Source organism: Halomonas sp. GT (genome assembly GCF_002082565.1).
GTDB lineage: Bacteria > Pseudomonadota > Gammaproteobacteria > Pseudomonadales > Halomonadaceae > Vreelandella.
Genome location: NZ_CP020562.1, coordinates 3,579,855 through 3,593,134, shown reverse-complemented (window position 1 = coordinate 3,593,134; position 13,280 = coordinate 3,579,855). Strand labels below are relative to the sequence as shown.

11 protein-coding genes are annotated in these 13,280 nt (G+C 53.2%); 5 read left to right on the top strand and 6 right to left on the bottom strand.

The annotated features are described in order from the left end of the window. Positions 1–13: 13 nt before the first annotated feature. Positions 14–1,603 (top strand): ABC-F family ATPase, encoded by a 1,590-nt coding sequence (locus B6A39_RS16315; RefSeq protein ID WP_083007316.1) that lies wholly within the window; start codon positions 14–16, stop codon positions 1,601–1,603. Between the two features lie 12 nt (positions 1,604–1,615). On the opposite strand, the gene B6A39_RS16310 is transcribed toward B6A39_RS16315, so the two are convergent. From B6A39_RS16310 to B6A39_RS16290, 5 genes are all read right to left on the bottom strand, one after another. Further along, on the bottom strand, positions 1,616–2,209 hold the full coding sequence (locus B6A39_RS16310; protein WP_083007315.1) for a cell division protein ZipA C-terminal FtsZ-binding domain-containing protein: 594 nt from the start codon (positions 2,207–2,209) through the stop codon (positions 1,616–1,618). A gap of 25 nt (positions 2,210–2,234) precedes the next feature. Continuing rightward, a complete protein-coding gene (locus B6A39_RS16305) occupies positions 2,235–2,705 on the bottom strand; it encodes a TspO/MBR family protein (RefSeq protein ID WP_083007313.1) in 471 nt (156 codons plus the stop codon). A 124-nt stretch (positions 2,706–2,829) separates the two neighbouring features. After that, a complete protein-coding gene (locus B6A39_RS16300; protein ID WP_083007311.1) occupies positions 2,830–3,948 on the bottom strand; it encodes an alkene reductase in 1,119 nt (372 codons plus the stop codon). Between the two features lie 176 nt (positions 3,949–4,124). Next, positions 4,125–4,496, bottom strand: a complete 372-nt coding sequence (locus B6A39_RS16295; protein WP_083007309.1) for a hypothetical protein — start codon at positions 4,494–4,496, stop codon at positions 4,125–4,127. Between the two features lie 206 nt (positions 4,497–4,702). After that, a complete protein-coding gene (locus B6A39_RS16290; protein WP_083007307.1) occupies positions 4,703–5,893 on the bottom strand; it encodes a M24 family metallopeptidase in 1,191 nt (396 codons plus the stop codon). 358 nt (positions 5,894–6,251) lie between these two features. Between B6A39_RS16290 and B6A39_RS16285 the strand changes: the two genes are divergently transcribed. Next, complete coding sequence (locus B6A39_RS16285) at positions 6,252–7,544, top strand: NAD(P)/FAD-dependent oxidoreductase (protein ID WP_083007306.1); 1,293 nt, start codon at positions 6,252–6,254, stop codon at positions 7,542–7,544. 198 nt (positions 7,545–7,742) lie between these two features. Here the strand turns inward: B6A39_RS16285 and B6A39_RS16280 are convergent, their stop codons facing one another. Further along, a complete protein-coding gene (locus B6A39_RS16280) occupies positions 7,743–9,131 on the bottom strand; it encodes a glutamine synthetase family protein (RefSeq protein WP_083007304.1) in 1,389 nt (462 codons plus the stop codon). Positions 9,132–9,397: 266 nt separating this feature from the next. Here B6A39_RS16280 and B6A39_RS16275 point away from each other — a divergent pair, with 266 nt between their 5' ends. From B6A39_RS16275 to B6A39_RS16265, 3 genes are read left to right on the top strand one after another with little or no spacing between them, the layout of a single operon-like run. Continuing rightward, positions 9,398–10,204 carry a gamma-glutamyl-gamma-aminobutyrate hydrolase family protein gene (locus tag B6A39_RS16275; protein WP_083007302.1) on the top strand — a complete coding sequence of 269 codons (807 nt, stop codon included), beginning with the start codon at positions 9,398–9,400 and terminating at the stop codon, positions 10,202–10,204. 35 nt (positions 10,205–10,239) lie between these two features. After that, positions 10,240–11,616 carry an aspartate aminotransferase family protein gene (locus B6A39_RS16270; protein ID WP_083007301.1) on the top strand — a complete coding sequence of 459 codons (1,377 nt, stop codon included), beginning with the start codon at positions 10,240–10,242 and terminating at the stop codon, positions 11,614–11,616. After that, positions 11,616–13,115, top strand: coding sequence for an aldehyde dehydrogenase (locus B6A39_RS16265; RefSeq protein WP_083007299.1), 1,500 nt, complete (start codon positions 11,616–11,618; stop codon positions 13,113–13,115). The genes B6A39_RS16270 and B6A39_RS16265 overlap by 1 nt, the downstream gene beginning before the upstream one ends. Positions 13,116–13,280: the final 165 nt, after the last annotated feature.

The window sequence follows — 13,280 nt, the reverse complement described above, 5'->3', positions numbered from 1 at the left end:
CAGGGCTCACATCTTGATCGCAACCGCCAATATCACCATGCAGTTTGGGGCCAAGCCCCTGTTTGAAAATGTTTCCGTCAAATTTAATAACGGCAATCGCTACGGTTTGATTGGCGCCAATGGTTGCGGTAAGTCCACCTTTATGAAGATTTTGGGTGGCGAGCTCGAGCCTTCTTCCGGGCAGGTCATGCTGGATAGCAGCACACGGCTGGGTAAGCTGCGACAGGATCAGTTTGCCTATGAGAACGAGCGGGTTATTGACACCGTCATCATGGGGAACGCTGAACTTTGGAAAGTGGCCGCCGAGCGCGAACGGATCTACTCCCTGGCAGAAATGAGTGAAGCGGATGGCATGGCGGTGGCCGACTTGGAAGTACGCTTTGCTGAGCTTGACGGCTATACCGCTGAGTCTCGCGCCGGGGAGTTACTGTTGGGGCTAGGTATTCCCATTGAACAGCACACCGGCCCGATGAGTGAAGTTGCTCCCGGCTGGAAACTGCGTGTGCTGCTGGCCCAGGCACTGTTTTCCGACCCGGATGTGCTGCTGCTCGATGAGCCGACTAACCACCTGGATATCAATACTATCCGCTGGCTGGAAGATATTCTCAAAGCGCGCAGCAGTACCATGATTATCATCTCCCACGACCGCCACTTCCTGAACAGCGTGTGCACGCACATGGCGGATCTGGATTACGGGGAAATTACCCTGTTCCCCGGGAACTACGACGACTACATGACAGCCGCCACTGCTGCCCGTGAGCGCCAGCACTCGGATAACGCCAAGAAAAAAGCCCAAATTGCCGAGCTTCAGCAGTTTGTTAGCCGCTTCTCGGCCAACGCCTCCAAAGCCAAACAGGCCACTTCACGGGCGCGCCAGATCGACAAAATCAAGCTGGAAGATATCAAGCCTTCGAGTCGGGTTAGTCCGTTTATCCGCTTTGAGCAGAATAAAAAGATTCACCGCAATGCCGTAAATGTAGATGCAATTACCAAAGGCTACGACGATGAGAAGCCGCTCTTCGAGCGTTTCTCGATGACCGTAGAAGCGGGTGAGCGCATTGCTATTATTGGTCCCAACGGCATTGGTAAAACCACCCTGCTCAAAACCCTGGCGGGTGATTTGCACCCCGATGCCGGTGAAGTGAAGTGGACCGACGCCGCTGAAGTTGGCATGTTTGGCCAAGACCACACCGACGACTTTCCTGTCGATGCCACGCTCTTTGAGTGGATGAGCCAATGGACCAAAGGCGGCGAGCAGGTGGTGCGCGGTGCATTGGGACGGATGCTGTTTTCCAGCGACGACATTAATAAATCTGTCAGAGTGATTTCAGGTGGTGAGCAAGGGCGTATGCTGTTTGGCAAGCTAACGCTCACTAATCCTAACGTGCTGCTAATGGATGAGCCGACCAACCACCTGGATATGGAATCAATTGAGGCGCTGAACTTAGCGCTGGAGAACTATCCAGGTACGCTGATATTTGTCAGCCACGACCGCGAGTTTGTTTCGTCGCTGGCCACGCGCATTATCGACATGCAGCCCGAAGGTCTTGTCGACTTTAGCGGTAGCTACGACGACTACCTACGTAGCCAAGGCGTTGTTTGATAGCTAACCAGGTCAACCAATAATGTGTGCGTAAGTCGACTCTGAGGCGGGCTGCTGCTCGGCATCGAGTAAGTTGCCGCTAAAGGCATCGTTTAACTCTTTAGCGAGTTCTACATAAACGTACATCTGCTGATTGCGACGTTTATGTAGTGGCGGCTTAACCAGCAAGCTAATCCCACGAATGGGTTCGTGGGTTTCCCCTTTCAGTAGATCGGGCATTTCTCCAGGTGGAAAGGCGTTGGCGATCGTGATCGGGTTCGAGGGTTGTTTGCCTTTGATGAAGAAAACCTTTTTGATTGCATCATAACTGGCTTCTTTTCCCCGTAGCCATTCGGCCAGGCGTTCGTCTGTCGTCGCATCGGGGTGAGAAAAAATGACAAATAGAGAGTGTTGTTTTACTTTCTCGGAGCGCTTTGCAGGCACTGGGTCTGCTGGTTCAGCCGAAAGAGGCTTTGGCTCTGCTTTCGGTGTTGGCGGCGGCGTGGCAGCCTTTGCTTTGGCGCGGCGTTGTTTGGGCATCACCACATAAACGAAAATAGCCGCAGCCACGACCCCAAGCACTAATGATGCAATAGCGAGCAAGAACGGAAGTGAAGTGATATCCATCTCATTGAGTCCTATCTGTCGGCGCTTAGGCCCTATTATTTAATCGTAAAATAGCGGCATTCAGCGTTAACGCAAGCGCCACCCAAAGCCAGTAAGGCACCATCAACCAAGCAGCCAACAGGCTCACATTAGCAAATAGCACTATGGCTAGTGTAATGAACCCCAACAGGAGCACGATATCTGCCAGCGCTGCGGTGATCTGCTTTCGCCCAAAGAACAGCCATGACCACGCCGCATTGGCCAGTAATTGCAGGCCATATACGACCAGACCAGCGGTGCGAAACGGAGAGTCATCGGCCATATAAATGCGCCACGCCGCAATGGCCATCAATAAATAAAGGATGCCCCAGGCGATCGGGAAGGCGATATCAGGTGGTGTCCAGCTGGGTTTGCGCAGCTCGCGATACCAGCCATCAGGGCGGAAACGTGCTCCCGTGGTGGCAGTAAGGCCAACAAGCAGGAGTGACACCAGCAGGGCGATTAGCGAACCGAACATGACTCACCAGTATGTTAAAACGATAGAATCAATAGCCTAGCAGCGTTTTGACGCGTTCAGACATAAAAAAAGCACCACCTAAGTGATGCTTTTCGTTCATAAGGGTTCCGGCTTAACAAGAAATCTAGCCAATACGATCGTAGCCGTTATCCATAAACGGATAATCGGTGTAGCCCTTTTCATCACCGCCGTAGAACGTTTCATGGTTCGGCTCGGTAAGGGGGGCATTCACTCGGAAGCGTTCCGGCAAGTCGGGGTTGGCGATATAAGGGCGGCCAAAGGCCACGGCATCCGCGGTTTTTTGGTTAATGCGCGTTTCCGCGCGTTCTGCGTCGTAGTTGCCGCAGTAAATCAGGCTGCCGTTAAAGCGCTCGCGCATTTGCTCTCGAAAGCCATCAGGGAAGGTGATGTCGCCACCGATCCAGTTAGGCTCGTTTAAATGCAGGTAGGCCAAGCCGCGTTTGGACAGCTGATCTGCCAGATAGAAGGCCATGGCTTCAGGCTCATCATCCGTTAGGCCAAACAGTTCGATAAAGGGCGTCAAGCGAATGCCCACACGCTCTGCACCGAATACCTCAACCACCGCGTCGACCACTTCCAACGGGAAGCGGGCGCGGTTTTCCAACGAGCCGCCATACTGATCAGTTCGCTGGTTGGTACCGGTGGCCAGGAACTGGTTAAGCAGGTAAGCGTTAGCCGCGTGAACTTCCACCATATCGAAGCCTGCGCGTTTGGCGCGAACCGCCGCTTGGCGGTAGTCATTGACGATGCCGGGGATCTCATCGGTTTCCAGTGCGCGGGGTGTGCTGGTAGGGTGCTGGCCAGCCGTGCCATCTTCAAACTCAACGAAGCACTGAGCGCCTTCGCCTTTTAACGCGCTAGGGGCAACAGGCTGTTGACCATCTGGTTGCACCATTTCATGGGATACGCGCCCAACGTGCCACAGCTGCAGCGCGATACGGCCGCCTTTGGCATGCACCGCATCCACTACGCCTTTCCAGCCTGATTCTTGTTCATCTGTCCAGATGCCTGGTGTATACACATAACCCTTGGCAGTGGGGGAAATATTGGTGGCTTCACTAATAATCAGGCCTGCGCCTGCCCGCTGGCCGTAATAGGCTTCCTGCAAGGTGCCCGGCACGCTGTCTGGGGTGCGCGAGCGTGTCAGAGGAGCCATGATGACTCGGTTAGGGAGCGATAAACTACCCAATTGAAGAGGGGTGAAAAGCGTTTCATACGCCATGAGCAAACTCCTTTTGGAAACGGTCAATTACATCGTGGCGAACAGAATAGACCAGTTTACTAGGAAATGCTAACTCAGTAATTGCCTACTATTATGAAGCAGTCATGGAATGAGGTTTTTGAAGGCAAAACAAAGCCCCGGCAACGCATTAAACCAGGGTTTTGGTAAATGGTTGCTTAGGCTTTCTGCCAAGGCCAGCGGCGCTTGGCTGGTGTGTTGATGTGTTCAATAGCGTTGGTCAGCGCCAGCATGATGGCGCTTAACTGGCGGTGGCAAACGGCGCTGTTCAGCACGCCGGGGCACTGCTTAAGGAGTAAGTCACACTGCTGTGAGGCAATGAATATTTGCTCGGTGACGGGAGGGGCGAAGAGCGGCTTCGCTTGCTGGCTGCAGCGGGTTAGTTCCCGTGACAGTAGGGTGAGCATGCTGGTGTCTAGCCAGCAGGGCAGCGGGTCGTCTAGCCGACCGGCAATCGAGTGTTGCACTGCTTCGAAAGAGGTGCGTAAAAAAATCAACGTTTGACGAAGCTGGCGCTGCTCACTAGTCATGGTGCTTTTCCATAGGACTTTTCCATCGTACTTACTCGCATCACAGTACTTGCTCACATCACAGTACTTATCGTTACCTCAACTGATCGTCACCTCAGATAAATGAGATAACTTAAAAGATAGTGTTTCTCATTTGCATCTTTGGTGAAGATAGCGCTGGTTAACCATACTGTCAATCTTAGGTTATTCGCGCGGTTATCTATTCACTATTTATCGATTGCCTGATAGAGCTGCCAATCGTTGTTGGTCAGTGGCTCAGCACCGTGTTGAGTGACCACCACGGTATCACTGATCCCTACGCCCCACTGGCCAGGAACGCGAAGGCAGAGCGGTAAGTGGAAGACCATGTTCTCTTCGAAGGGACGATGTAGGCCTTGGGCAATATAGCCGGTGCCTTCAACCCAACTAGGAGGGAACTGCGCACCCACCGCGTAGCCAAACACCCCCGAGAAGAACAGTTGATCACGGGTAGGTGCCAGCAATGCATCCGCTGCCTTCGCGGCATTATCAAAGGTGTTGCCTGGTTTCATATGACTGCACAGTGTCTCGAACAGCGAGCGACACAAGTTGCGGGTAGCGGTTAACTCGGTATTAGGCTTTCCTGTCACCGCTGTGCGCATCATCGGGGCGGTATAGCGTTGGTAAGCGGCACCGAATTCTAAAAATATCGGTTCATTGGGCTGAATTACGCGACGCTTATGGTTAACGTGAATCACGCCGATACGGTGCCCGCTGGTCACGATAGGTTGCAAACTCATGAACTCGCTACCGTTCTCTAGCAGTGCTTTAGCGCCGATGGCCGCAATATCGTTATCAGTCATGCCTGGGCGAATAGCGGCCATCGCAGCCTCTAAACCTGCCGCAGTGATTCGTGCACTTTCGCTGAGCATTTCAATTTCGGCGCTACTTTTAACAATGCGAATCGTATCGAGCAGGTCGCCTGCTTCACAGAAGCGCTCCTTACCTACTGAGCGGGCCAGCGCGTCCATCACGCCCACTCGTAAACCGCTGCTCCAGCCATCAATGCCAATTTGCTTGCAAGAAGTTAGTAAGTCCGCGAGCGGCGTGATGATCTCATCCAGGTTTTCCCATCGGTAACCAATGATTTCGTCGACACGGACGGTGACCACTGCCGCCCCTGTTTCAATGGATGCCACCTGCAGTACCAACTGTGTAGGTGTGCACACTAAGCAGGCGTGTACCGATACCTCGAAGGTGTGATAGCCGGTTAAGTAGTTAATGTCGGCAGGGTCGGTGAGCAGTAATGCATCTAGCCCGCGTTGTGTCATTGCATGGCGCACTTTTTCTAGGCGCGTTTGGTATTCGGCAGGCGCAAAGGGCAGCTCACTTTGGGCAAGCGTCTCGGCAAGGGCGGTGCGGTAGTGTTGATAATCCATAGCGGTCTCCGGTGGGGGCTATGGTGAGTATAGGCAGCTGCTCTAGCGTTACGCTGCTGCGGTTATCAACGCTAGCAATAGCAGCGAGTTGTGCCTCAATCGTACCCGGTAATACGACACAAACAGGAAGCACGTGGCCTCACCCTCAATGGGAGCGGTGCATAAAAACGTGCGGTGATTATTTTCAGCGTGATGAACGTGTGTTTTATGTCCGAGTGTTGCTTTTTTAATAACATTTATCTTATGGAAAAAGGTGTTGTTCTCCTCTGTAAGCCCATTGAATGCTGTTGCTTGCGCATTCGTACGTCGGTCTATATGATCGAGTTGGTTAAAATAATCAACAAAAGGAAGGTGGCAAATGCAACCTCAAGCGTCTTCTGGTCATGTCGCGTCTTACTACGCGGCATCGTCAAACTCCACATCTCAAAGGCCCATGCTGGAGGGGGATGTTGAATGTGACGTCTGTGTCGTGGGGGCTGGGTTTACGGGCATCTCTGCAGCACTACATTTGGCGGAGCGTGGCCACCGTGTGGTGGTGCTGGAAAGCGTGGCGATTGGCTTTGGGGCGTCCGGGCGCAACGGTGGCCAGATCGTTAATAGCTATAGCCGTGATATGGATGTTATCGAGAAACAAAACGGCGCTGAAACCGCTCGGGCGCTGGGTGCGATGGCATTTGAGGGTAACCAGATTATCCGTCAGCGCATTGAAAAGTATCAGATCGACTGCGACCTAAAAGAAGGCAACTTGTTTGCCGCTTGTAACAAGAAGCAGTGGGAAGGCTTAAAGGAGCAAAAAGCCTTATGGGAGCGCTATGGCCATCAGAAACTTGAGCTGTTGGAAGGTGAAGAGGTCAAACGAGAAATAGGCAGCGACCGTTATGTGGGGGCATTGGTGGATCACTCTGGTGGGCATCTTCACCCTCTCAATTTGGTGCTGGGGCAGGCGGCGGCGTTGGAGTCGTTGGGTGGCAAGATTTTTGAGCACTCCCCCGTGACTCGTGTAGAGCATGGTGAGCCGGTGACGCTGCATACGCCCAAGGGGCGCGTGACCGCTCAGCGGGTTGTCATGGCTGGCAATGCCTATTTGCAAGGGTTGCTACCCAAGCTGGAAAGCAAAGCGATGCCGTGCGGCACCCAGATTATTACTACTGAGCCGTTGCCTGCAGAGTTAGCTGCACGATTACTACCTAACGATAAAGCGGTAGAGGATTGTAATTATCTATTGGATTACTATCGCCTGACCGCTGATAACCGTTTGCTGTATGGCGGCGGGGTGAACTATGGCGGGCAGGAGTCCGCCAGTATTGAGGCAGCTATTCGGCCGAAAATGCTGTCTACCTTTCCAGAACTTGGCGATGTCCGCGTCGATTACGCCTGGAGCGGAAACTTTTTGCTGACACTCAACCGCCTGCCCCAGTTCGGCCGCATTAATAGCAACGTTTACTACGCTCAGGGGTACTCTGGCCACGGGGTGACGTGTTCTCATTTGGCTGGCAAGTTAGTGGCAGAAACGATCAGTGGTGAAGAAACACGTTTTGAAGCTTTTGCTCAGATTTCCCATCTGCCAATGCCCGGCGGACGGCTGTTACGTGTTCCGCTTTCCGCAATGGGGGCGTGGTTCTACGCCATGCGTGACCGGCTGGCTGTTTAGCGCTGATTAGTTTGATGGTTGCTTGGAAGCGGGCTGGCGAATACGTTCGTTAGCCCGTTTTTATTTGCCACGGATGCTCACAGATAACACGGAATAAAAAGCTAATAGAAGGATGGGGGAGCAGCATAAGATAGGCAGAAGTAATAAGAGAGAGACGCTGAGCAGCGCCTCTCTCTGTTCTATTAGTGGTTTATCAGCTTATACGTGCCGCAGGTACCAGTCATACTCCATGGCGCTAACTTCGCGCATAGTTTCGGCGCGCTCTGCCTGACGGTTGGCAATGAACACTTCAATAAAGTCTTCGCCAAGTTGTTCGCCAAGTACACGGTTGTTGCTCAACAGATGCAACGCTTGGGTCCAGCTGTTAGTCAACTGAGGTGCTATTTGGTCATAGGCGTTGCCGATGATTGGCTCCGCAGGTGCAATCTGCTGAGTTAGGCCATGGTGGATAGAGGCCAGCACGGTGGCCAGTAACAGGTAGGGATTAACATCGGCACCCGCCACTCGGTGTTCTATGCGCCGCGCTTCTTTTGGTCCAGCGGGGACGCGTATGGCCACAGAGCGGTTGTCGTATCCCCAGGTAGGTGCCATGGGCACATAGAGCCCTTCCTGAAAGCGGCGGAACGAATTGAGGTTGGGGGCCAGCAGTGCCATGGAGTCTGGCATCAGTTCCAACAGCCCACCTACCGCGTGTTGCAGTGCGGAGCTCTCCAGCGGCTCGTCGCCGTTTTCGGCAAAGATATTATGTCCGTTGCTATCTACCAGGCTGACGTGAACATGAGTGCCACTACCTGCTTCTAAGCCGTAAGGCTTGGCCATAAAGGTAGCTTCAAAGCCGTGTTTTAATGCAACGCCCTTGATCAGTCGCTTGAGTAGTACCGAATGGTCGCAGGCGCTTAACGCATCATCTGTATGAATAAGGTTGGCTTCAAACTGGCCGGGCGCACACTCTTTTAATACCGTATCCAGCGGCAAGCCTTGCGCCTGGGCGGCACTCTGCAAGTCATTGATAAACTCAGCGTACTCGTCTAGTTCCAGCACCGAATACAGCTGGCTTTGAGTGGCGCGCTCACCGCTGCAAGGCGATTGCGGTGGCTGAATCAAGTTTTCTTCGTCGCGTAAACGATCAACCAGATAAAACTCTAGTTCAAGGGCGACAACGGGGGTTAAGCCACGGTCGGAGAACTGCTCAAGAATGCGCCGCAGAATCTGGCGAGGGTCGGCAAAAAATGGCGAGCCATCCATCTCCTCCATGGTCATCAATAGCTGGCCATACTGGCTGTTATTCATCCAGGTGACCGGATTGAGCGTGCCGGGAATGGCGCGACATACCCGGTCGCCGTCGCCGCTGGAAAGTCCAAGTCCGGTCTCTTCAACGGTGTTGCCATTGATGTCCAACGCAAATACCGAAGCAGGCAAATAGATGCCTTTTTCAAACACTTTGCCAAGGTTATCGCTAGGAATGCGTTTACCACGAATGACGCCGTTAAGATCACTGATTAACAGGTCAATGCTGGTGATCTCTGGGTGACTGTCAAGAAAGTCCGAGGCTACGTTTTGAGCGTCTGTGTTATTGGCAGAGGACATACGTTGTACCTTATTTTTATGCCGTTTTAGTTGTGTTTCTGCTAACAGTATCCTTGCTTCGGTAGCCGTTCGTGTCAAATATTTAATAACAAAAATGGTTGTATTATTTTTAGCTGATAACAATTTTGTTTTTTAATATCTTTTCTATCAGCTAGTTATAGTGTTTTTTCATAAAAATTCTATTTTGCTATTGGAAAATAAAACAAGCCACGCTATGTTGAAGTGACTGTTGAATAAAACATAACAACTGACAAAGTGGTTTGACTATGCAAGCAACGCATTCCCCACGCCCACTGGTGGGTGTTATCGCCTGCTGTCGAGAAGTGGAAGGCCATCCTGCGCAGATAGTGACCGATAAATTCCTGCAGGCGCTTTACCACTACGGCATCACGCCGGTGATTCTTCCTGTGTTAGCCGCCGATACGTTGACGCCCGAGCAGCGTGCGGAACAGGCCATTGCTCTGTTGGGCAGCCTGGATGGCTTGCTTCTAACGGGCAGTTATACCAACGTCGCTCCTGACCGATATGGTGCTGAACGCGCCCCAGAGAATACTCGTGCTGACGCACGGCGCGACGAAGCGGCACTTTGCTGGGTGCACGAGGCGTTACGTCAGGCGTTGCCTCTGTTTGGCATTTGTCGCGGCTTTCAGGAAATGAATGTCGCCTTAGGAGGCACGCTTCATCAGGCAGTTCAAACGCTACCAGACATGCTCGATCATCGTGAGCCGCCCGCTGACGACATGGCGGGCCATTATGCACCCTCTCATACGGTAAAGATTCGCCCGGATGGTGCCCTGGCGGCGCTCTATAGCAGCGAGCATACCGAGGTGAATTCACTTCACCAGCAGGGGATTGATCAGTTAGCACCAGCGCTGGATGCAGAAGCCTGGGCGCCTGATGGCTTAGTTGAAGCGATTTCCGTGCGCGACGCTGCTGCGTTTGCCCTAGCTGTGCAGTGGCATCCGGAGTGGCGTCCTAAAGAACATCCTTTCTATGACGCACTGTTTCAGGGGTTTGCGGCGGCCTGCCGTCAGCATCGTACCCAACGCGCCGCCCAGCTTGCTGCTAGCTGAACGCTTGTTGCAACGACTTGAACAGGAACTGACCTATGCAGACCCAGGACTACCAGGCGTTGGATCGCCAACATCACCTTCATCCATTCACTGACTTTAAATCACTTGGCGAAGAGGGTAGCCGCATCATCACCCACGCCGATGGGGTATACATTTACGACAGCCAAGGCAATCGTATTCTTGATGGTATGGCGGGTCTTTGGTGCGTCAATCTCGGTTACGGGCGTCAGGAGTTGGTTGATGCCGGCACCGAGCAGATGCAGCAACTGCCGTATTACAACAACTTCTTTAAAACCACCCACCCACCGGCAGTGAAGCTGGCCGCCAAGCTGAGTGAGCTGGCACCCGAGCATATCAATCATGTGTTCTTTACGGGTTCCGGGTCTGAAGCCAACGATACCGTGCTGCGTATGGTGCGACGCTATTGGGCGATTAAAGGCAAGCCGGAAAAGCAATGGGTTATCTCGCGTGAAAATGGTTATCACGGCTCTACTGTCGCGGGCATGAGTCTTGGCGGTATGGCGCCAATGCATGATCAAGGTGGCCCATGTGTGCCGGGGATTACCCATATTTGCCAGCCTTACTGGTTTGGTGAAGGGCGCGACATGAGCCAGGAAGCCTTTGGCAAGCAGTGTGCCCAAGCGTTGGAGGAGCAAATTCTGGCGTTGGGTGAAGATAAAGTGGCGGCTTTTATCGCTGAGCCGGTGCAGGGCGCAGGTGGTGCGATTATTCCACCGGACAGCTATTGGCCTGCGGTGAAAGAGGTGTTGGCCAAGTACGACATTCTGTTGATTGCCGATGAAGTCATTTGTGGCTTTGGGCGTTTAGGCGAGTGGTTTGGCAGTACTCACTATGGATTAAAACCTGACCTGATGCCGATTGCCAAGGGGCTATCGTCGGGCTATCTGCCCATTGGCGCGGTGCTGGTGGGAGATCGCGTGGCCGATACGCTGATCGAAGACGGCGGTGAGTTCTTCCACGGCTTTACTTATTCCGGTCACCCGGTCTGTGCGGCTGTTGCGCTTAAAAACCTCGAATTGCTGGAAAGTGAACAGGTGATCGAGAAAGTCCGCGATGAACTGGGGCCCTATCTGGCTAAGCGTTGGCAGGAACTGGCTGAGCATCCGCTGGTGGGCGAAGCCCGTTCATTAGGCTTGATTGGTGCACTAGAAATAGTCGCCGACAAGAACACCGGTGAACGCTTCGATAAGTCTCTTTCCGCTGGCAATTTATGTCGTGATTTGTGCTTTGAGAGTGGCTTGGTGATGCGCTCGGTTGGCGACACCATGGTGATGTCTCCGCCGCTAATTATCACCCGCGATGAAATTGATGAATTAGTCAACAAGGCGCGTTTGGCGTTGGATAAAACCGCTGAAAAGTTGGCGATAACACACCCTATGGAGAGTGCATAATGGCGGCAGATACACCGAAAACCCTCGCCGACTGGCAATCAAAAGCCGCATCACTGAGCTTTGAAACGCGCGCTTTCATTAATGGTGAGTTTGTCGCTGCCGCCGATGGCAGCAAGCTGACCAGCATTAACCCCGCCACCGGCAATGTTATTGCTGAAGTGGCCAGCTGCGATGCTCAAGATGCTGAGCTTGCGACGCAAGCAGCCCGTGCATCCTTTGACAGTGGTGTCTGGTCACGTTGCCACCCAAGTAAGCGCAAGCGGGTGCTACTGCGTCTAGCCGAGCTGGTAGAGACACATCGCGATGAACTGGCGCTGTTAGACACGTTGGACATGGGCAAGCCGATTTCCAGTTCGCTAGGTGACTTGGCAGGCACAGTGGCTTGCCTACGCTATCAGGCGGAATGTATCGACAAGCTTTACGGCGAAGTAGCACCTACTGGCGATCGTGCGCTAGGGCTGGTACTGCGTGAGCCAATGGGCGTTATCGCTGCCATTGTGCCGTGGAATTTCCCACTAATGATGACGTCGTGGAAGATTGCTCCGGCACTGGCGGCGGGTAACAGCGTCATTCTCAAACCGTCGGAAAAATCACCTTTGTCAGCGCTGCGCTTGGCCCACCTTGCTAAGGAAGCGGGTATTCCCGATGGCGTCTTTCAGGTGCTGCCAGGTTACGGCCATACGGTGGGCAAGGCGTTGGCGCTTTCCATGCAGGTTGATGGCCTAGCGTTTACCGGTTCCACCGGTGTGGGCAAACAGCTGATGCAGTACGCGGGACAATCCAACCTGAAACGCGTGTTTCTGGAGTGCGGCGGCAAAAGCCCCAACATCGTTTTCGCCGACTGCCAACACCTTGATGCCGTCGCTAAAAGCGCGGCGGAAGCTATTTTCCACAACCAAGGCGAAGTCTGTATTGCCGGTTCGCGCCTGTTGGTGGAAAACAGTATTCGCAAGGATTTTGTGGCCCGCGTAGTAAAAGCTGCTGAGCATATGCAGCCTGGAGACCCGCTCGATCCGGGTAGTTTCATGGGTGCTATGGTGGATGAAGCGCAGTATCAACGCGTACTGGCGTATATTCGCCAAGGCGAAAGCGAAGGTGCCACCCTGAAACTGGGCGGCGAACCTAGCGATTCTAATGGGTATTTCCTGCCACCGACGGTCTTCGATGATGTGACTCCCGACATGTGCATTGGCCGCGAAGAAATATTTGGCCCTGTACTGAGTGTGTTTGGGTTCGACAGCGAAGAGCAAGCCATTGCACTGGCTAATGACAGTGATTACGGCCTAGCTGCCGGCGTTTGGAGTCAAGATATTGACCGCATCATGCGGGTCTCTCGGCGGCTGCAATCCGGACAGGTATACGTAAATAACTGGGCCGGTATCGATCAGACCGTTCCCTTCGGCGGTGTTAAGCAGTCCGGCAATGGGCGCGATAAATCGCTTCACGCGCAGGAGAAATACTGTGAAGTGAAGACGGTATGGATGTCGCTAAGCGTTTGAGCCATCGAAGTTCTTAACGAGCTTCGTCTGGGTACTTCACCCTTTATTGAACTCGATTCAATAGCGCTAGGTGTCACGGCAAATGCCGTGCCCCCTCGCTGAGGGGGACTTGTGCCTGAAAAACCAATAAAAACAAGCATAACAATGATCAGAGTCGCCATCACT

Excerpts from the sequence above, each read along its gene's own strand:
- B6A39_RS16310 (WP_083007315.1), bottom strand. The coding sequence starts at position 2,209 with ATGGATATCACTTCACTTCCGTTCTTGCTCGCTATTGCATCATTAGTG.
- B6A39_RS16305 (WP_083007313.1), bottom strand. The coding sequence starts at position 2,705 with ATGTTCGGTTCGCTAATCGCCCTGCTGGTGTCACTCCTGCTTGTTGGC.
- B6A39_RS16300 (WP_083007311.1), bottom strand. The coding sequence starts at position 3,948 with ATGGCGTATGAAACGCTTTTCACCCCTCTTCAATTGGGTAGTTTATCG.
- B6A39_RS16295 (WP_083007309.1), bottom strand. The coding sequence starts at position 4,496 with ATGACTAGTGAGCAGCGCCAGCTTCGTCAAACGTTGATTTTTTTACGC.
- B6A39_RS16290 (WP_083007307.1), bottom strand. The coding sequence starts at position 5,893 with ATGGATTATCAACACTACCGCACCGCCCTTGCCGAGACGCTTGCCCAA.
- B6A39_RS16285 (WP_083007306.1), top strand. The coding sequence starts at position 6,252 with ATGCAACCTCAAGCGTCTTCTGGTCATGTCGCGTCTTACTACGCGGCA.
- B6A39_RS16280 (WP_083007304.1), bottom strand. The coding sequence starts at position 9,131 with ATGTCCTCTGCCAATAACACAGACGCTCAAAACGTAGCCTCGGACTTT.
- B6A39_RS16275 (WP_083007302.1), top strand. The coding sequence starts at position 9,398 with ATGCAAGCAACGCATTCCCCACGCCCACTGGTGGGTGTTATCGCCTGC.
- B6A39_RS16270 (WP_083007301.1), top strand. The coding sequence starts at position 10,240 with ATGCAGACCCAGGACTACCAGGCGTTGGATCGCCAACATCACCTTCAT.
- B6A39_RS16265 (WP_083007299.1), top strand. The coding sequence starts at position 11,616 with ATGGCGGCAGATACACCGAAAACCCTCGCCGACTGGCAATCAAAAGCC.